We start from the raw sequence: 18,428 nt of genomic DNA, 5'->3' as shown, positions 1-18,428 counted from the left end.
CGGGCCGGCAGGTCGATCGCTTCGGCACGGGCTCCGCTGCCCCGGCCGGCTCACGCCGCCGGGGTGGCGGGGCCCGTCGTCGTGATGCGGAAGACGGGGTGCTTGGGCGCGATGGCCCGCAGCTCCTGCTCGGAGGAGTCGGGGCCGACGCCGCCGAAGAAGACGCCGACCTCGGCCTTCCAGCGCTTGAGGTAGGCGCGGAGCAGGGCGGGCTTGTCGTCGTCGGCGACCTCGACGGCGGTGAACTCCTCGACGTGCTTGCCGAGGTGCAGCTGCCCGCCGCCGGCGGCCCGCATGTTGTGGGTCCACTGGACGTGGCCGCGGGGGGCGACGAGGTACTGGGTGCCGCCCACCGTCAGCAGGTTGACGGGGGTGCGGCGCCATTCGCCGCTCTTGCGGCCGCGGACGGCGAGCACGCGGGAGCCCCAGACGCTGATGCCGCGGCGGGTCATCCAGGCGACGGCGCGGTTGAAGATGTTCACCGTGAACCAGCCGGGCTTCATGACGTGGGTGGCGGGGGAGGAGCCGGCGGGCTGAGCGGGCTGAGCGGACATGGGAGCCTCCTACGGCTTCGAAGTGTGAGCGCTGCTCTCGCTTGAGAACAGTGTGCACGGTTCGGTGCTCACAAGCAAGAGCGGTGCTCTCGTTTCGTTCCAGTGCTCCGAAAGTGGCACACTGATCTCCATGACGACCGTTCGAGGAGCCCGCGCCCGCGCCCGTATCGAGATCACCGCCGCCATCAAGGACGAGGCCCGCACCCAGCTCGCCGCCGAAGGCGCCGCCAAACTGTCCCTGCGGGCCGTCGCCCGCGAACTCGGCATGGTCTCCTCCGCGCTCTACCGCTACTTCCCCAGCCGCGACGACCTGCTCACCGCCCTCATCGTCGACGCCTACGACGCCGTCGGAGCCGCCGCCGAACGAGCCGCCGCCGAGGCCGAGGCCGAGCGCCCCCTCGACCGCTGGACCGCCGTCTGCCGGGCGGTCCGCACCTGGGCCGTCGCCCACCCCCACGAGTACGCCCTGATCTACGGCTCCCCGGTCCCCGGCTACTCCGCACCCCAGGACACGATCGTCCCCGCCTCCCGCGTCGGCCTCGTCCTCATCGACATCGCCCGCCGGGCCCACACCGGCGAGGGCGTCGCGCTCCCGCCGCTCCCGGACGCCCTGCGCCCCGAAGCCGTCCGCATCAGTGCCGACATCGCCCCCGACCTCCCGCCGCCCCTCGCCGTCGCGCTCGTCGCCGCCTGGGCGCAGCTCTTCGGCCTGGTCTCCTTCGAGGTCTTCGGCCAGTTCGACAACGTCGTCGAGGACCGCGACACCTTCTTCGCGACGGCGGCCCGCCGACTCGGCCAGGACGTCGGCCTGCTCCCGCGCGGCTGACACGACCACCCGGGACCGTCCCGTACTCCGGCGGGAGTAGGCGCGACCACCCCGCCGGGCTGACGTGCGCGCGGGGCGGGCGCGGCTAGCGTGACCGGTATGGACGCCGGTATGCACAGGAAGTGGCCGCGCGGGCCCTGGGAACGGTGGGAGCACGGCGCCGGCCTGCCCTGGCGCTCGACGGTGCTGATCGCGGTCCTCGTCATGGTGGGAACCGGGTTCTCCGCGCGGAACCAGCCGGGCCGGGAGGCGCTCGACGCCGTCGGGCGGATCCTGCTCCTGCTCGGAGCGGTCCCGCTGCTGTTCCGTCACCGCAGGCCCGTGCCGGTGGTGTTCGCCGTCGCGGCCGTCACCCTCGGCTACGTCGCGGCGGGATACCCGTACGGCCCGGTGTTCGTCATGGTCGCCGTCGCCTGCTTCGCGGCCGTCGTCCACGGCCACCGCACCGCCGCCTGGTGGGCCATCGGCCTGCTGTGGGCGGGCCACCTGCTGCTCTCGCACTGGCTCTACCGATGGCTGCCCCCGCCCGGCGACGGGCCCGCGCCCTGGGGGCAGGAACTGCCGTCCGCCGCGTTCGTGGTGGCGGTGCTCGCCGCCTCCGAGGTCGTCCGGGTCCGGCGCGAGCAGTGGGCGCAGCAGCGGGCCGAACGGGCCGCCGCCGAGCGCCGCCGCGCCGACGAGGAACGGCTCCGCATCGCCCGCGAACTCCACGACGTGCTCGCCCACTCGATCTCCGTGATCAACGTGCAGGCGGGCGTCGGCCTCGCCCTCCTCGACTCAGACCCCGAGCAGGCCCGTACCGCGCTGACCACCATCAAGGCGGCCAGCAAGGAGGCGCTCGGCGAGGTGCGGCAGGTCCTCGCCACCCTCCGTACCCCCGGCGACGCCCCCCGCGCCCCGGCCCCCGGCCTCGACCGGCTCCCCGAACTCGTCGAACAGGCCGCCGCCACGGGCCTCACCGTCACCGTCTCCACGAGCGGCACCCCGGCCGCCCTGCCGCCCGGCGCCGACCTCGCCGCCTTCCGGATCGTGCAGGAGGCGCTCACCAACGTGGTGCGCCACTCCGGTTCGCGTACCGCCCGGGTGCGCATCGGACACGGCCCCGCCCGCCTGGAGCTGACCGTCGACGACGACGGCCCCGCCACCGGCACCGAGGCGGGCGGCAGCGGCAACGGACTCGCCGGAATGCGGGAGCGGGCCGCCGCCCTCGGTGGCACCATCGAGGCGGGCGCCCGCCCGGACGGCGGCTTCCGCGTCCACGCCCTGCTCCCGCTCCGCCCGGAGGGAAGAACCCCGTGACCCCGGGAGACCCCGACACCCCAGGAGAGTCGTCCGTGATCCGTGTCCTGCTCGCCGACGACCAGTCGCTGGTACGGGCGGGGTTCCGCGCGCTGCTCGACGCCCAGCCCGACATCGAGGTGGCCGGCGAGGCCGCCGACGGCGACGAGGCGGTGGAACGGGTCCGCGCCCTGCGCCCCGACGTCGTCCTCATGGACATCCGGATGCCCCGGCTCGACGGCCTGGAGGCGACCCGGCGCATCACCGACGACCCGGACCTCGCCGAGGTCCGGGTCGTCATGCTGACCACCTTCGAACTCGACGAGTACGTCTTCGAGGCGATCCGCGCCGGCGCCTCCGGCTTCCTGGTCAAGGACACCGAGCCGGAGGAGCTGCTGCGGGCCGTGCGCGCCGTCGTCCACGGGGACGCGCTGCTCTCCCCGGGCGTCACCCGCCGGCTCATCGAGGAGTTCGCGGCCCGCTCCAAGGCCCCGGCGGCGACGGCCGCGCTCGGCGCCCTCACCGAGCGGGAGCGGGAGGTGATGGCCCTGGTGGGGATCGGCCTGTCGAACGAGGAGATCGCCCGCCGCCTGGTCGTGAGCCCGCTCACCGCCAAGACCCATGTGAGCCGCGCCATGGTGAAGCTGGGCGCCCGCGACCGCGCCCAACTCGTCGTCCTCGCCTACGAGTCGGGCCTCGTCAGGCCGGGCTGGCTGGGCTGAGCGGGTGGGCCGGGCGGTACGGGAGGCGCGCTGACCCCCGTACCCCCGGCCGTTCCCGGTGCTCAGCTTCAAATGATCGCCGAGGTCTCCCGCCACAGCCGGGCGAGTTCCTCGTCGCCGGTCACCGTCACGGCGTCGACGGGCAGCCGGTTCCAGAGGGTCAGGTACAACTGATCGGCGGGACCGCTCAGTTCTGTGTCGGCGACCCCGTTCTCGCTGTCCCGCTCGGTCCGGGGCGGCTCGGTCGCCGACAGGTGCACGGTCCAGACGTCACCGGTGTCCGTCGTCCGCACCCGCAGGGTCCGGGGCTCGGGCGTACGGACCCGGCTGCGGTCGCGGGCGTGGAAGCCGGCGAGCAGTTCGTCGACGCCGTCGGCGGCGAACGCCGGAGCGACCGGCTCCGGGGTGCCCGTGAGCGCGGACTCGGCGTCCACGCGGTGGACGGTCGTCTCGTGCGCCTGCCGCCGCGCCCAGAAGGCCAGCGGGGACGGAGCCGGGAGAAAGGCCCAGCAGTCCAGCGACTCGGGGGCGGCGCGGAGCGTGGCGACCAGGTCGGCGTGCCCCTCGCGGAAGAACGCCAGCAGCTCCTCTCCGTCGAGCGTCGTCTCGCCGAGGTCCCTGATCGGCGTGGTGCGGGCCTCGGCCACGAAGGTCGTGGCCCAGCGGTGCACCATGGTCGTGTGCCGGAGGAGGTCCCGGACCTGCCACCCCGGGCAGGTCGGCACCTCGGCGTCGGTCCCGGCCTCGGCGGCAGCGTCCGCGAGACCGCGGCCGGCCGCCTCCAGTGCGTCGATGTACTCGGCGTTCTTCAGATCATTCATGGGGTGGATTCTGGCACCCCGGGGTCAACTCTCCCGGCTCGTAGCCGCGTTACGAGCCCCGTAGCCCATGGCGGCCGCACCGGCGGCGAGGACGGCGACCGTCGTGAGGGCCACCGGCAGGGAGAGCCAGTCGGCGAGGAAGCCGATCGAGGGCGGACCGAGGAGCATGCCCCCGTAACCGAGGGTGGAGGCCGTCGCCACCCCGCCCGGGCCGGCGACCGCGCCGGCGCGGGCCACGGCGACGGGGAAGATGTTGGCGAGGCCGAGACCGGTGACGGCGAAGCCGAGGAGAGTGGCCCAGACGCTCGGAGCGAGCGAGCCGAGCAGCATGCCCAGGGCGGCGAGGGAACCGCCCGCGACCAGGGTGCGGGTCTGTCCGAGCCGTTCGAGCAGCGCGGTGCCGGAGAGGCGCCCGGCGGTCATGGCCAGCGCGAAGACGGAGTACCCGGCGGCCGCCACGCCCGGGTGGGCGTGCAGGTCCTGCGCGAGGTGGAGGGCGCCCCAGTCGGCCAGCGCGCCTTCGCCGTACGCCGTGCAGAGCGCGATGACACCGAAGACGAGGACCGTACGGCGTGACCCGCCCGCCCGCGTTCCGGGAGCGGTCGGCGCCGGAAGGGTCTCGGGAAGCACGGGGGAGGGGGAGCGCAGGAGTACGGGCCCGGCGACGGCCGTCAGGGCCAGGCCGACGACCGTGAGGCCGAGGAGGTGGGCGGTCGGGGACAGGCTTCCGGCGAGCAGCCCGCCGAGGCCCGCGCCGAGCATGCCGCCGAGGCTGAACGCGGCGTGGAAACTCGGCATCACCGGCCGCCGCAGCGCGGCCACGAGATCCACGGCGGCACTGTTCATGGCCACGTTGATCCCGCCGTACGCGGCGCCGAAGACGAGCAGGACGAGACCGAGCGCGAGCGGGGACCGGGTGAGCGCGGGAAGGGCGACCGACAGGGAGAGGAGGACACCGGTGGCCACTGTCACGGCGTGGGAACCGTACCGACGGCAGAGCCGGCCGGTCAGCGTCATCGTGATCACGGCGCCGGCGGACACGCCGAGGAGGGCGAGGCCGAGGTCTCCGGCGGAGGCGCCGGTCTGCTGCTTGACGGCGGGGATCCGGACGACCCAGCCGGCGAAGAGGAAGCCGTCGAGGGCGAAGAAGAGGGTCAGGGCGGAGCGGAGGCGGGACAGGGAGCGGGTGGCGGTGTCTCCGCCGGGACCCCCCGATACGGCCGTCCGTACTTTGTTTAGTAGCGGCACAAACTCAGGATAGGGGCGACCGAGGGCGGCAATCAAGCGGGCGGTCCGGAGCCGGAGGCATCCACGTCTTCCCCGGCCCGGACCTCGGCGTACTGTCCGTCGGCCCGCCCCGGAAGCGACTGCGCCCGGAAGCGACTGCGCCGGGTCAGAACTCGACGGGCACGGTGGGGACGGCATCGGGGCCGGACTCCGCCGCCGATTCCTTCGGCCGCGCCCCGATGCCCAGCTTCTCCTTGATCTTCTTCTCGATCTCGTTGGCGAGGTCGGGGCGGTCCCGCAGCAGGTTCCGCGCGTTCTCCTTGCCCTGGCCGAGCCGGTCGCCCTCGTACGTGTACCAGGCACCCGCCTTGCGGACGAAGCCGTGCTCGATCCCCAGGTCGATCAGCTCGCCCTCGCGGCTGATGCCCCGGCCGTAGACGATGTCGAACTCGGCCTGCCTGAACGGGGGCGCGACCTTGTTCTTGGCGACCTTGACGCGGGTGCGGTTGCCGACCGCCTCCGTGCCGTCCTTGAGGGTCTCGATGCGGCGGATGTCGAGGCGCACCGAGGCGTAGAACTTCAGGGCGCGGCCACCGGGCGTGGTCTCCGGGGGACCGAACATCACGCCGATCTTCTCGCGGAGCTGGTTGACGAAGAGCGCGGTGGTCCCGGACTGGCTGAGCGCGCCGGCGATCTTCCGGAGGGCCTGGCTCATCAGACGGGCCTGGAGACCCACGTGCGAGGCGCCCATCTCGCCCTCGATCTCCGCACGCGGGACGAGCGCGGCGACGGAGTCGACGACGATGAGGTCGGCGGCGCCGGAGCGGACCAGCGTGTCGGCGATCTCGAGGGCCTGCTCGCCGGTGTCGGGCTGGCAGACGATGAGGTCGTCGACGTCGACGCCGAGGTTCTTGGCGTAATCGAGGTCGAGGCCGTACTCGGCGTCGATGAACACCGCGGTCCCGCCGGTCCGTTGCACGTTGGCTATGGCGTGCAGCGCGATGGTGGTCTTCCCGCTCATCTCCGGGCCGTAGATCTCCACGATCCGGCCGCGGGGCAGGCCGCCGACGCCCAGGGCGACGTCGAGGGCGACGGACCCGGTGGGGATGACCTCGATGGGGGCCCAGGGGTCGTCGCCGAGGCGCATGACCGAGCCGCGGCCGAACCGCTTCTCGATCTGGGCGAGGGCGAACTCGAGCGCCCTTTCACGGTCCTGTTCTCGCATGGCGTCCGCCTCGGGTGGGTTGGGATGTGTCGGCGCGGCCGACGGTCAGGGCCGCCGGCGCGGTGGTTCGTGGGGACGTCGCCGGGGCCGCGGTCTCGTGGGTCGCCACGGGGCACCATGCCTCCCCGCGTTCGCCCGGGAGCGTCTCGACGCGGGCGTCCGGGTGGACCGGGGAGCGGACCGGGGAGGCGTCGTCCCGGTATTCGGGGTGGCAGGCGGTGCAGACCAGGCCGAGGGCGGCTTCCGGGGTCCAGTCCTCGAGCCGGTCCCGGTCGCCGGGAAGGCAGGTAGTCATGGCGATCACCCAGCAGTGTTTCGACCGGGTCAGAAGGGATGCCTGACGCTCTCGTCGGAGGCGCTCTCGTCGCCGTGGGGAACCCTCGGCGCGCCGTTCGGCGCGGAGGGGGCGGCGTCGAAGAGGGCACCGTCGGGGGCGCTCATGCGCGAGGTCTTGTCGACCGTCGTGGTGGCGTAGCGCAGGGAGGGGCCGATCTCGCCGACCTCCAGCTCGATGACGGTCCGCTTCTCGCCCTCCCTGGTCTCGTACGCCCGTTGGTGCAGCCGCCCCTGGACGATGACGCGGGTGCCGCGGGTCAGGGACTGGGCGACGTGTTCCGCCGTCTGCCGCCAGGCCGAGCAGCGCAGGAAGAGCGTGTCGGCGTCCTTCCAGTCGTTGGTCTGCCGGTCGAAGGTGCGGGGGGTGGAGGCGACGGTGAAGTGCGCGACCGTGTCGCCTGACGGAGTGATGCGGATCTCGGGGTCGTCGGTCAGGTTGCCGACGACGGTGACGACGGTCTCGCCGGTCATGACGGTTCCTCCTCACGCATGGACAGGGGAGTCGGCCGGCCGACGACGGCGCTGCCGTTTCGGGGCGCCTTCAGGCGCATCGCCCGGTCCCCCTTCTCTTCTCGTTCGACGGGCCCCGCCGCGGTCAGTCTCGACACGTGGGCCGGAGCGTTCTTCAGCGGGATGCCGAGCCGGGGAATGGTGCAAGGACGGCCGGCGGCGGCCCGGCACCAGGGGCACGGCACGTGGAGGGCGTGGACGTGGAGGGCATGCCTCGAGCGCCTGGCGAGAGCGGGGGGCGGCTGGGCCGGGACGGCGGGCGTCCGCTTGACGCGCTGCCCCGAGGCGAGCGCGGTCACGATCGCCAGGAGTTCCGCGCGATAGCGGCGCGGGTCGTCCGGGTCGGCGTACGGGAGGGGCAGCGGGTCGCGGGCGAGCCGCTCCTCCCGGATGGCGCGCACCTCGGTGCGGATGTCGGCGGGGTCAATGTGGGACTGCCGGCGGCCCAGCCGGATCACGGCCTCCCGCGTATCGGCGACGTCCAGGTCGGCGAGCAGGAGGTGCCAGGCGTCCGTCGTGGTCTCTTCCAGGTGCATCGAGGGGCACATCGCCGCGACCAGGGCGGCGAGACCCGCGGTATCGGCCGGTGTCATCCGTTCTTCCCTTCCGCGGGAGGGCTCCCCGGGTGACGCCGGTGCCCTGCCTCCCGCCCCGTCCGCCGGCTGCCGGTACTGGTAGAGGACGGTCCCGCAGGCGCAGTGCAGCCGTCCGTCGTTCCCGAGGCTCCAGCGGCCGCAGCCGAGGTGACCGGCTCGTGAGATCAGGAACCACAGGGTGGCGGGCGAGCCCCTGTCGGAGTACACCGTGGCGGTGGTCATCACGTCTCACCGCCGCCGAGGACGAGCAGCCGGCGCAGGTCGATCTCGCCGGTCTGCCAGGCCCGGGCGATCCGTTCCGCTCCGCCGGGCACGGGCCGCAGGCTGAACGAACGCGGTTCGGGGGCCGCCGCCACCGCAAGTCCCGGGATCACCTCGCCGGTGCGCGGGTCGGCGACCGGGGCGAAGCGGGCGAGCCGGGCGAGGAATTCCCGCTGCCAGCCGGAGCGCACCCGGACGAGTGTCTCCACCTCCCCGGGGTGGTTCTCGGCCACCCAGGCGGTGAAGGCCGCCTCGTCGGCGATCACGACCGCCGACTGGGGGTCGATGAGCGTGATGGTGGCCACCGGGATGTCGTCCGACAGGGTCACCCGTATCGACTTGAGGCCGAGTTCGGCACGGGCCGCGCACAGCCCGTCGAGGACCTCGCGGCGCGTGGCCTGGTACTCGGCCTCCACCTCGTCGCGCAGCACCCGGAGCACGACGACCTTGGTGGCCTGGTCCTTGAGGTTCATGCGGCCTCGGCCTCCCGCTCGAGCTCCTTCCCCGCCTCTTTCTCCTTCTTCGCCGCGGTACCGCGGCGCACGATGATCTCGCCCAGCGTGGTCGATGCCCCGCCGGGGTCCAGGACGGCGGCGGCGAGCAGGTTGTGCCGGCGCACCTCCTCGTAGAGGAGGTGGAACTCCTCGTAGGTGGTGTTCGGGTCGAGGGCGGTCGCGAGGTAGTCGGACGCGCTCGGGGTGGGCTTGCCCGCGTTGAGCCAGTCGAGGACGGCGTCGGCGAATTCCACACCCGGTTTGCGGATCACGAGCCCGGAGAGCGGCTTCGCCCGGGACTTCGAGATCACGAGGGTGTTCTCGTGGTCGAGGTCGCCGACGACGTCGAACTCGTACTCGATGCCCTCGCGCTGCTCGGGCTTGAGCCCGACCTTGCGGGGCACCTTGCGCCCGCGGTCGTCGGTGTCCACGACGTATTCGGTCTTGGTCCGCATGGTGACGATGAGGTGGCCCGGGTAGGCGAGCAGGGCGTCGATCATCGCCCGCTCCAGAGGGCGGGCCTCCTTCCAGCCGGCGAAGCTGTTGCCCGCTCCGGTGCGCTTCGCCGCGTTGTCGACCTGCTCGAGCATCCCGCCGGCGCCGGACCAGAAGTGGGAGAGCGAGTCGACGATCACGACGTCGTAGCCGTCGTGGGCGGCCACCGCGAGGGCGTCGACGAGCGCGGGCGGCTCGAACGTCGTGAGCTGGAGGGTGTCGAAGTCGAACTCGTCGGCGTACTTGGAGGCGCTGCCGTGCTCGGTGTCGACGAGGGCGATCCGCTCGCCGAGCGCGGTGCCGATGACGAGTGCGGTGTAGGTCTTGCCCGATCCGGTGGGCCCGGTGAGCGCGATGCGGGCCTTTGCCTGTTCCTTGGTGGCGGGGACGAAGGTGAAGGTGTTCACGCCATGCTCCTCTGGCGTATTCGACGGCGGTTCGGGGTGGGCTTGGGGACGGACGGATTCAGGTCCTCACCGCCAAGACGTGCACCCACACGGCCGAAGCTTCGATTCGAATGCTAGTTCGAAATCGCCTGTAATTTCATAATATGGGCGAATAGGTGCGGAATCAACACTTCTGTTGGAAAAGCGTCGACGTCTGTGACGTCCGTACGGGAGCGTGTCCCGGGGGCGGGCGAGGCGGCGGTCCCGGCGCGTCACGCGGCCGCACCGCCCTGTTGTGGCGGCGCGAGGCCGAAGTGCTCCCACGCGGCGGGGGTGGCGATCCGGCCGCGCAGCGTGCGCGCCAGCAGTCCCTCCCGTACCAGGAACGGCTCCGCCACCTCTCTCACCGTCTCGTGCTCCTCCCCGACGGCGACGGCGAGGGTGGACAGGCCGACCGGTCCGCCGCCGAAGAGCTTGAGCAGGGCCTCCAGGACGGCGCGGTCGAGCCGGTCGAGGCCGCGGCTGTCCACCTCGTACACGCTCAGGGCCGCCTCGGAGATGGCGCGGGTGATCACTCCGTCGGCCCTGACCTGGGCGTAGTCCCGGACCCGGCGCAGCAGGCGGTTGGCGATGCGGGGCGTGCCGCGGGAGCGGCCGGCGATCTCGGCGGCGCCGGCGGGGTCGATCTCCACGTCGAGGAGTCCGGCGGAGCGGTGGATGACGCGCTGGAGCTCGGCCGGGTCGTAGAACTCCATGTGGGCGGTGAAGCCGAAGCGGTCGCGCAGCGGCGGCGGCAGGAGCCCCGCCCGTACGGTGGCGCCGACCAGGGTGAAGGGCGGCAGTTCCAGCGGGATGGCGGTGGCCCCCAGACCCTTGCCGACGATGACGTCGACGCGGAAGTCCTCCATCGCCATGTAGAGCATCTCCTCGGCGGGCCGGGACATGCGGTGGATCTCGTCGAGGAAGAGGATCTCGCCCTCCTGGAGGGAGGAGAGGACCGCGGCGAGGTCGCCGGCGTGCTGGATGGCGGGGCCGGAGGTGATGCGGATCGGGGCGCCCATCTCGGCCGCGATGATCATCGACAGGGTGGTCTTGCCGAGGCCGGGGGCGCCGGAGAGCAGCACGTGGTCGGCGGTGGCGCCGCGCTGGCGGGCGGCCTTGAGGACGAGGTCGAGCTGCTGGCGGACCTTCTCCTGGCCGACGAACTCGCTGAGGTCCTTGGGCCGCAGGGCCGCCTCGACGGCCTGGTCGTCGCCCTCGGCGGAGGCACCGACGAGGCGCGCGGCCCCGGTCTCCGTCTCGGTGGAGGCGGCCATGATCCGGCCTATGAGGGCGGCGGTTTCGGCTTCGTCCCGGGTCATGCGGTCCACTCCTCTCAGCGGGCGCGGTTCAGCGTGCGCAGGGCGGCGCGCAGCAGGGCCGAGACGCTCGGGGCGACGCCGTCGGCCGCTGCCGCCTCGACCTGCGGGGTGACGGCGGCGATCGCCTCTTCGGCCTCCCGCGGGGCGTACCCGAGGCCGACGAGCGCTGCGTGCAGTTGCTTGCTCCAGGGCGGGGGAGCGGCGGTACCGGCCGGGGAGCCGGTGGCGGCGGTTCCGGTCGGTTCACCGAGCCGGCCGGCGAGCTCGAGGAGCAGCCGCTGGGCGCCCCTCCTGCCGATGCCGGGGACGGCGGTGAGGGCCTTCTCGTCGCCCTGGGCGACCGCGCGGCGCAGCGCGTCGGGACGGTGCATGGCGAGCATCGCCTGGGCGAGGCGCGGCCCGACACCGCTGGCGGTCTGCAGGAGTTCGAAGACCTGCCGCTCGTCGTCGTCCGCGAACCCGTAGAGGGTGAGGGAGTCCTCGCGGACGACCAGGGAGACGGCGAGCCGGGCGTGCTCACCGACCCGCAGGGCGGCCAGGGTGCCGGGGGTGCACTGGACGGCCATGCCGACGCCGCCGACCTCGACGACTGCGGCGTCGGGTGCGAGTGCGGCGACCGGGCCGCTGATGAAGGCGATCATCGGGTAACCCCCTTCCGGGGTCGTGCGCGTGGAGGGGCGCCGCGGCGGACGCCTGCCGGAGGCGGCCCGGCTCCGGGGCGCGCAGACGTGGCAGATGGCCAGCGTCAGGGCGTCGGCGGCGGCGTCGGCCGGTCCGGTGGCCGGCGTCAGAGCGTCGGTGGCGTCGACCGGTCCGGTGGCCGGCGTCAGGGCATCGGTGGCGTCGACCGGTCCGGTGGCCGGCGTCAGGGCATCGGTGGCGTCGGCCGGTCCGGTGGCCGGCGTCAGGGCGTCGGCGGCGTCGGCCGGTCCGGGCGGTGCGTCGAGCTGCAGCAGTCGGGTCATCACGGCCCCGACCTGCGCCTTGCCGGCGTGGCCGTTGCCGGTGACGGCGGCCTTGACCTCGCCGGGGGTGTGCAGGGCGACGGGGATGCCGCGCCGGGCCGCGCACAGGATGGCGACCGCGCCGGCCTGGGCGGTGCCCATCACGGTGCGGACGTCGTGCCGGCTGAACACCCGCTCCACGGCGACCGTTTCGGGTCGGTGCTCGTCCAGCCAGGCCTCGATGCCGCGCTCGACGAGGAGGAGCCGGTGGCCGGTCTCGGCGTCCGTCGGGGTGCGCACCACGCCGGCCGCCGTCACGGTGAGCGGCCGTCCGGGGAGGCCCTCGACGACGCCGAGGCCGCACCGGGTCAACCCCGGGTCCACGCCGAGCACGCGCACGGTGCCCTCCTCGGGTCCTGGCCGGTGGAATGTGGCTTTTCGTGCAGGTCCGACCTAGCCTGGACTTCATCGTAACTCGAACAAATGTGCTAAAACAGGCATGGCGGTCACGCGGGCCCCATCCCACGGAGACCACGCCCACGACCGCCCGGCCGGAAGCCACCGCTGTGGAGGGACCATGGCCGCCGGGAGCCGTACGACGATCGCGCACCGCCCCTCCTACCGCTGCACCGAGTGCGGTTGGACCACCGCCAAGTGGCTCGGCCGCTGCCCCGAGTGCCGTGCATGGGGCACGGTCGAGGAGTACGGCGGCGCGCCCGCGGTCCGTACGACCGCCCCCGGCCGCGTCACCGCGCCCGCACGGCCCATCGCGCAGGTCGACGGTCGCTCGGCGACCGCGCGCAGCACCGGCGTGCCCGAGCTGGACCGGGTCCTCGGCGGTGGCCTGGTGCCCGGCGCCGTCGTGCTGCTCGCGGGCGAACCGGGCGTCGGCAAGTCCACCCTCCTGCTCGACGTGGCGGCCAAGGCGGTCGACGATCAGCACCGCACCCTCTACGTCACCGGCGAGGAGTCCGCGAGCCAGGTCCGGCTGCGCGCCGACCGGATCAACGCCCTCAGCGACCACCTCTACCTCGCCGCCGAGACCGACCTCGCCGCCGTCCTCGGCCACCTCGACGCCGTCGAGCCCTCCCTGCTGGTCCTCGACTCGGTGCAGGCCGTGGCCTCCCCCGAGATCGACGGCGCGCCCGGCGGCATGGCCCAGGTGCGCGAGGTGGCGGGCGCGTTGATCCGGACGTCCAAGGAACGCGGGATGTCCACGATCCTGGTCGGCCACGTCACCAAGGAGGGCGCCATCGCGGGCCCGCGACTCCTGGAGCACCTGGTCGACGTCGTCCTGTACCTCGAGGGCGACCGGCACGCCCGCCTCCGGCTGCTCCGCGGGGTGAAGAACCGGTACGGGGCGACCGACGAGGTCGGCTGCTTCGAGCTGCACGACGAGGGCATCACGGGGCTCGCCGACCCCTCCGGGCTCTTCCTGACCCGGCGCGACGAACCGGTGCCCGGGACCTGTCTGACGGTCACCCTGGAGGGCAAGCGTCCGCTCGTCGCCGAGGTGCAGGCACTCACCGTGGCCTCGCAGCTCCCCTACCCCCGGCGCACCACCGCGGGTCTGGAGACCTCCCGGGTCGCGATGATGCTGGCGGTGCTCGAACAGCGCGGGCGGATCCACCGGATCGGCAAGTGCGACGTCTACAGCGCGACGGTCGGCGGGGTGAGGCTGTCGGAGCCGTCGGCGGACCTGGCGGTGGCGCTGGCGCTTGCCAGCGCGGTGAGCGACACCCCGCTGCCGAAGAACCTGGTGGTCATCGGCGAGGTGGGCCTGGCCGGCGAGGTGCGCCGGGTGACCGGTGTGCAGCGGCGGCTGGCGGAGGCGGCCCGGCTGGGCTTCACCCGTGCGCTGGTGCCGCCGGACCCGGGGAGGACGCCGGACGGGATGCGGGTGACGGAGGTGGCCGACGTGGGCGAGGCCCTGCGGGTGCTGCCCCGCCCGTCGGCCGACCCCCCGAACCCACCGGAACGATCACCCGGGAACCGGTCCGGTGGCCTCGGGAAGGACCCGGCGTAGGGTCGGAGTATGTCCCCGTCCGAGGCCTCCGACCCGTCGGACACGGCCCCGCCCGCACCACCCCGGCCTGCTCCGGCTGCGCCGTCGTCGCTGTCGCCGTCGCGCGCGAACGACTTCATGAGCTGCCCGCTGCGGTACCGGCTGCGAGTGATCGACAAGCTGCCGGAGCCGCCGAGTCCGGCGCTGGCACGGGGCGCGGTGGTGCACGCGGTGCTGGAGCGGCTCTTCGACGCACCGGCCGGGCAGCGCACCGCGGACCGTGCCCGCGCACTGCTGCGCCCGGAGTGGGAGCGACTGCTGGGCAAGCGCCCGGAGCTGGCCGGTCTCTTCCCGGAGGACCCGGACGGTGCGGCGCCGGCCGGGGCGGAACAACTGCTCGACCAGTACTTCCGCATGGAGGACCCGAACCGGCTGGAGCCCGCCGCGCGTGAGCTGTACGTGGAGACGGTGCTGGAGCCGGGCCTCAAACTGCGCGGCTATGTCGACCGGCTGGACGTCGCCCCGACCGGTGAGATGCGGGTGGTGGACTACAAGACCGGCAAGGCGCCCCCGCGGGACTTCGAGGACAGGGCCCTGTTCCAGGTGAAGTTCTACGCCCTGGTGCTGTGGCGGCGGCGCGGGGTGGTGCCGCGGCGGCTCCAGCTCATCTACCTGGGCAGCGGCGACGTGGTGACGTACGACCCGTCCGAGGCGGATCTGCTGGCGGTGGAACGGAAGCTGCGGGCCTTGTGGGAGGCGATCCGGCGGGCGACGGAGACGGGCGAGTGGCAGCCCCACCCGAGCCGACTGTGCGACTGGTGCGGCTACAAGGCCCTCTGCCCCGTGTTCGGCGGCACTCCACCGCCCTACCCCTTGGCCGTCAGCACCGTTCCGGCCGTGGAGGACGACGGACACCCGGCGGTCTCCACCGAGGCCGAACCGCCCTGGGAGCGGCCCCCCGCCCGATCATGGGAGACTCACCCCCATGAACGGCAAGGCGACGACGACCCGGACACGGCTGGACAGGGGGCGTAACGCGCTCGGCCCCGCACTGGAACTGGTGCACACCGGCAGGGCGCCGACCCGGGCCGTCCTCACCGCCGAACTCGGCGTCACCCGGGCCACCGCGGGCGCCGTCGCCGCCGAGCTGGAGGCCCTCGGCCTCATCCGCGTCGACTCCAACCCCGGCGCCGCCGCCGGCTCCCAGGGCCGCCCCTCGCACCGCCTCGCCGTCGACGAGAAGGGCCCGGTCGCCCTCGCCGCCCAGGTCCACGCGGACGGCTTCCGCGCCGCCCTCGTCGGCCTCGGCGGCACCATCGTGGCCACCGCGCCCGGCTGTGTCACCGTCTCCGCCGACCCCGCGCAGGTCCTCGGCGCGGTCGTCGACGCGGGCGCCGCGCTCCTCGCGGAGAGCGGCCGCCGCTGCGTCGGCGCCGGACTCGCCGCACCCTCCGCCGTCGCCGAACCCGAGGGCACCGCCCTCAACCCGCTCCACCTCGCCTGGCCCGCCGGGGCGCCGGTCCGGGAGATCTTCGCCGAGCGGGTACGGGCCGCCGGCATCGAAGGCCCCGCCTTCACCGGCAACGACGTGAACCTCGCCGCGCTCGCCGAGCACCGCCACGGCGCGGGGCGCGGCGCGCGGGACCTGCTCTGCGTGGCCACCGGCCACCGCGGCGTCGGCGGGGCGCTCGTCCTCGACGGCCGCCTCCACACCGGCAGTTCCGGCCTGGCCCTGGAGGTCGGCCACCTCACGGTCAACCCCGAGGGCCGCCCCTGCCACTGCGGCAGCCGCGGCTGCCTCGACGTCGAGACCGACCCGCTCGCGTTCCTCACGGCCGCGGGCCGGATCCCCGGCCCCGAGGTGTCGCTGCTCCAGCAGTCCCGCGACCTGCTGCGCACGAGCCCCGACGACCCGGGCGTCCGGGTCGCGGTGGGGGAGCTGATCGACCGCCTGGGTCTGGGCCTCGCGGGCCTGGTGAACATCCTCAACCCGGACCGGATCATCCTCGGCGGGCTCCACCGCGAACTCCTGGACGCGGACCCCGAGCGGCTCCGTGCGGTGGTCGCGGACCGCAGCCTCTGGGGCCGCAGCGGCGGCGTGCCGATCCTCCCGTGCACCCTGGACCACAACAGCCTGGTCGGTGCGGCCGAACTGGCCTGGCAGCCGGTGCTCGACGACCCGCTGGCGGCCCTGGGGCGCGAACCGGCCTGACGGGGTCAGCCCTGGGGGCCGGGGCGCCCCTCAGCCAGGGCGGCGAGCGGTCCGGGGCCATGCGCGTGGTGTACACCCCTCCCAGGTCAGGGCCTGTCCGACGGATCAGGGTCGGACAGGCCCTGGCGAGGACGCCGTCGGAAAACCGGTATGCGGCGGACGGGGTACGACGTACCGTTCCGCATCATGATCACTTCTGAGTCGGCGGCAGCCGACCTTCCCCCGCGCCTCGGCAGCCTCACCTTCCACGGCCCGCTCTCCGAGGCCCGCGCCACCCGCATGATCGAGCGGCTCGCGGCCACCGCGCCCGCCGACGCGCTCGACATCGGCTGCGGATGGGGCGAGTTGCTCCTCCGCCTCCTGGAGGCGGCCCCCGCCGCGAAGGGCACCGGCATCGACATCAACGCCGAGGACCTGGCCCGCGGCCGGGCCCTCGCCGAGGAGCGCGGGCTCGCCGACCGGGTGGCCTTCGTCGAGGAGTCGGCGCTCGGCACCGACCGGGGACCCGTCGACGCGGTCCTCTGCCTCGGTTCCAGCCAGGCGCTCTGCGACCCCGAGCTGCCGTACGACCCCGCCGCCGTCCTGCGCGAGCTGCGCCGGCTCGTCCGGCCCGGCGGGCGGGTCGTGCTCGGCGAGGGCTTCTGGGAGCGCACCCCCACCGAGACGGAGCTCGCCGCGATGTGGCCCGGCGCGAGCACCGACGACCACTACTCCCTCGGCGCCCTCGTCGACCTCGCCGTCGAGGCGGGGTTCCGGCCCGCGTGGATCGAGACGGCGAGCGCGGAGGAGTGGGAGGAGTTCGAGTCGGGCTACCGCTACGACACGGAGGTCTGGCTCGCCGCCCACCCCGACCACCCGCTCGCCGCCGAGACGCGCGAGCGCGTCGACCGGCAGCGTGCCGGCTGGCTGAACGGCTACCGGGGCGTCCTCGGCATCGCGTACCTCACGCTCGTCGCGGTGGCGTAGGGCGACAGCCTCACCACTGCCGCCCGGCGCCGAGCGCCGATCGGCCCGGTGCCGACAGGTGCAGCACCTGGAAGCGCTCGCCCTCGTCGGCGGGCGCTTCCGGGCCCGCCCACAGGGTGAAGGCGAGCAGTTCCCAGTGGCGCGGGTCCACCGCAAGGGCGGAGGCCACCACCCCGTCCCGCCGCGCCTCGCGCGCGTGCCGGGCCACCGCCTCCGCCACGGCCTCGCCCGGCGGGACCCCCTCCCCGAGCGGGGTCCTGCGGCGCGTCGCGGCGCCCGGCGCCGACGCGGCCGCCGGCCCCTCCTCGTACGCCAGACCCGTCCAGTGCTGCACCACCGGCCTGCCGAAGTCGTTCACGATGCCCTGGAAGCCGGGGCCCCAGAGGAAGGAGTTCATGCCCTCGGGGGAGGCCCACAGATAGAACGGCGCGTACTGGTTCACGGGAGACCCGGCCTCCCGCTCCCGCATCAGATACGCCTTCAGGCCGAGCCCGGGGAAGGCGTCGAGCAGGTGCCCCTTGGTCGCCACCCGCTTGCGGATGATCTCCATGTCGTAGTCGGCGGGCAGGGTGATCTCGTACTGCATCGCGTGCACGGGAGGGCTCCGATTCTCCGAGGTGGGGTCAGGGGGCGAGCAGGGTGAGCAGTCCGCGTACGGCGGTGTCGAAGGGTGCGCGCGAACCCGTCGCGCGGGCGAGCACGTACCCGCCCTGTACGGTCGCGAGGACCGTCGCCGCGATCTCCTCCGGATCGAGACCGCCGCTCAACTCGCCGCTGTCCAGGCCCTCCTGGACGACCTCGGCGATCCGGGCGCGCACCCGGCCGAGCACCTCCTCGACGGGCGCGCGCAGCTCCGGGTCCGCGATGACCTCCGGGTCCATGGTCAGCCGCCCCACCGGGCAGCCGCGCAGGACGTCGCGCTCGCGCAGCAGGTACGCCTCGATCCGGGCGTACGCCGAACCCGTACCGCCCAGGACCGCCTCGGCCGCCGCCCCCAGCTCCTCGGCCGAGCGCCGGATGGCCGCGAGCGCCAGGTCCTGCTTGCCGGCGAAGTGGTGGTACATGCTGCCCTGGCCCGCGCCCGCCGCCTGCTGGACGGCCTTGGGGCTGGTGCCGACGTAGCCGCGCTCCCACAGCAGTTCGCGGGTCGCCTCGATCAGCCGCTCCGAGGTGTTCATGCTCATGGCGGCACTGTACATACCAGTAGGT

20 protein-coding genes and 1 pseudogene are annotated in these 18,428 nt (G+C 73.8%); 7 read left to right on the top strand and 14 right to left on the bottom strand.

The features are described 5' to 3' along the window. Positions 1-50 precede the first annotated feature (50 nt). Positions 51-554: a nitroreductase family deazaflavin-dependent oxidoreductase gene (locus SVTN_RS04905; RefSeq protein ID WP_041127947.1), complete on the bottom strand. Its 504-nt coding sequence runs from the start codon at positions 552-554 to the stop codon at positions 51-53. A 130-nt stretch (positions 555-684) separates the two neighbouring features. Here SVTN_RS04905 and SVTN_RS04900 point away from each other — a divergent pair, with 130 nt between their 5' ends. The 3 genes from SVTN_RS04900 (at position 685) to SVTN_RS04890 (ending at position 3,380) form a co-directional block, all read left to right on the top strand. Beyond that, a complete protein-coding gene (locus SVTN_RS04900; protein ID WP_041127946.1) occupies positions 685-1,380 on the top strand; it encodes a TetR/AcrR family transcriptional regulator in 696 nt (231 codons plus the stop codon). A 99-nt stretch (positions 1,381-1,479) separates the two neighbouring features. Beyond that, entirely contained in the window at positions 1,480-2,679 is a 1,200-nt protein-coding gene (locus SVTN_RS04895) for a sensor histidine kinase (protein WP_078908209.1), read from the top strand. A 35-nt stretch (positions 2,680-2,714) separates the two neighbouring features. Then, complete coding sequence (locus tag SVTN_RS04890) at positions 2,715-3,380, top strand: response regulator transcription factor (protein WP_041127944.1); 666 nt, start codon at positions 2,715-2,717, stop codon at positions 3,378-3,380. A 68-nt stretch (positions 3,381-3,448) separates the two neighbouring features. Here SVTN_RS04890 and SVTN_RS04885 read toward each other — a convergent pair whose 3' ends face one another. The 11 genes and pseudogenes from SVTN_RS04885 to SVTN_RS41855 form a co-directional block, all read right to left on the bottom strand. After that, the gene (locus SVTN_RS04885) at positions 3,449-4,192 is read right to left on the bottom strand and encodes a maleylpyruvate isomerase family mycothiol-dependent enzyme (RefSeq protein ID WP_041133595.1); all 744 of its coding nucleotides are present in this window, start codon (positions 4,190-4,192) and stop codon (positions 3,449-3,451) included. Between the two features lie 33 nt (positions 4,193-4,225). Next, positions 4,226-5,449: an MFS transporter gene (locus tag SVTN_RS04880; protein ID WP_041127943.1), complete on the bottom strand. Its 1,224-nt coding sequence runs from the start codon at positions 5,447-5,449 to the stop codon at positions 4,226-4,228. A 145-nt stretch (positions 5,450-5,594) separates the two neighbouring features. Further along, a complete protein-coding gene (recA, locus tag SVTN_RS04875; RefSeq protein ID WP_052498973.1) occupies positions 5,595-6,653 on the bottom strand; it encodes a recombinase RecA in 1,059 nt (352 codons plus the stop codon). Next, on the bottom strand, positions 6,634-6,948 hold the full coding sequence (locus SVTN_RS44170) for a hypothetical protein (RefSeq protein WP_159026422.1): 315 nt from the start codon (positions 6,946-6,948) through the stop codon (positions 6,634-6,636). The genes recA and SVTN_RS44170 overlap by 20 nt, the downstream gene beginning before the upstream one ends. Positions 6,949-6,977: 29 nt before the next feature. Then, complete coding sequence (locus tag SVTN_RS04865) at positions 6,978-7,460, bottom strand: single-stranded DNA-binding protein (RefSeq protein WP_052498972.1); 483 nt, start codon at positions 7,458-7,460, stop codon at positions 6,978-6,980. After that, the gene (locus SVTN_RS04860; protein ID WP_159026421.1) at positions 7,457-8,092 is read right to left on the bottom strand and encodes a zinc finger domain-containing protein; all 636 of its coding nucleotides are present in this window, start codon (positions 8,090-8,092) and stop codon (positions 7,457-7,459) included. Before SVTN_RS04860 ends, SVTN_RS04865 begins: the two co-directional genes overlap by 4 nt. A 224-nt stretch (positions 8,093-8,316) precedes the next feature. Beyond that, the gene (locus SVTN_RS04855) at positions 8,317-8,829 is read right to left on the bottom strand and encodes a hypothetical protein (RefSeq protein ID WP_041127940.1); all 513 of its coding nucleotides are present in this window, start codon (positions 8,827-8,829) and stop codon (positions 8,317-8,319) included. Next, complete coding sequence (locus tag SVTN_RS04850; protein ID WP_041127939.1) at positions 8,826-9,752, bottom strand: ATP-binding protein; 927 nt, start codon at positions 9,750-9,752, stop codon at positions 8,826-8,828. Before SVTN_RS04850 ends, SVTN_RS04855 begins: the two co-directional genes overlap by 4 nt. A 251-nt stretch (positions 9,753-10,003) precedes the next feature. Further along, complete coding sequence (gene ruvB / locus SVTN_RS04845; protein WP_041133592.1) at positions 10,004-11,047, bottom strand: Holliday junction branch migration DNA helicase RuvB; 1,044 nt, start codon at positions 11,045-11,047, stop codon at positions 10,004-10,006. A 59-nt stretch (positions 11,048-11,106) separates the two neighbouring features. Beyond that, positions 11,107-11,733 (bottom strand): Holliday junction branch migration protein RuvA, encoded by a 627-nt coding sequence (gene ruvA, locus SVTN_RS04840; RefSeq protein ID WP_041133591.1) that lies wholly within the window; start codon positions 11,731-11,733, stop codon positions 11,107-11,109. A 255-nt stretch (positions 11,734-11,988) separates the two neighbouring features. Beyond that, a pseudogene (locus SVTN_RS41855) lies at positions 11,989-12,435 on the bottom strand (crossover junction endodeoxyribonuclease RuvC); the annotation flags it as partial. Positions 12,436-12,613: 178 nt separating this feature from the next. On the opposite strand from SVTN_RS41855, the gene radA reads away from it, so the two are divergent. The 4 genes from radA (at position 12,614) to SVTN_RS04820 (ending at position 17,219) form a co-directional block, all read left to right on the top strand. Then, positions 12,614-14,062 (top strand): DNA repair protein RadA, encoded by a 1,449-nt coding sequence (radA, locus tag SVTN_RS04835; protein ID WP_041127938.1) that lies wholly within the window; start codon positions 12,614-12,616, stop codon positions 14,060-14,062. Positions 14,063-14,071: 9 nt separating this feature from the next. Further along, a complete protein-coding gene (locus SVTN_RS04830) occupies positions 14,072-15,076 on the top strand; it encodes a RecB family exonuclease (RefSeq protein ID WP_078908207.1) in 1,005 nt (334 codons plus the stop codon). Continuing rightward, a complete protein-coding gene (locus tag SVTN_RS04825; protein WP_041127937.1) occupies positions 15,027-16,253 on the top strand; it encodes an ROK family protein in 1,227 nt (408 codons plus the stop codon). The genes SVTN_RS04830 and SVTN_RS04825 overlap by 50 nt, the downstream gene beginning before the upstream one ends. A 186-nt stretch (positions 16,254-16,439) precedes the next feature. After that, positions 16,440-17,219: an SAM-dependent methyltransferase gene (locus SVTN_RS04820; protein WP_041133589.1), complete on the top strand. Its 780-nt coding sequence runs from the start codon at positions 16,440-16,442 to the stop codon at positions 17,217-17,219. 10 nt (positions 17,220-17,229) lie between these two features. On the opposite strand, the gene SVTN_RS04815 is transcribed toward SVTN_RS04820, so the two are convergent. Continuing rightward, entirely contained in the window at positions 17,230-17,814 is a 585-nt protein-coding gene (locus SVTN_RS04815; RefSeq protein ID WP_041127936.1) for a DUF4865 family protein, read from the bottom strand. 28 nt (positions 17,815-17,842) lie between these two features. Next, complete coding sequence (locus SVTN_RS04810; RefSeq protein ID WP_041127935.1) at positions 17,843-18,418, bottom strand: TetR/AcrR family transcriptional regulator; 576 nt, start codon at positions 18,416-18,418, stop codon at positions 17,843-17,845. Positions 18,419-18,428 lie beyond the last annotated feature (10 nt).

Source organism: Streptomyces vietnamensis (assembly GCF_000830005.1).
Lineage (GTDB): Bacteria > Actinomycetota > Actinomycetes > Streptomycetales > Streptomycetaceae > Streptomyces > Streptomyces vietnamensis.
The sequence above is the reverse complement of the archived record's forward strand: the minus strand, read 5'-3'. Positions and strand labels throughout refer to the sequence as shown.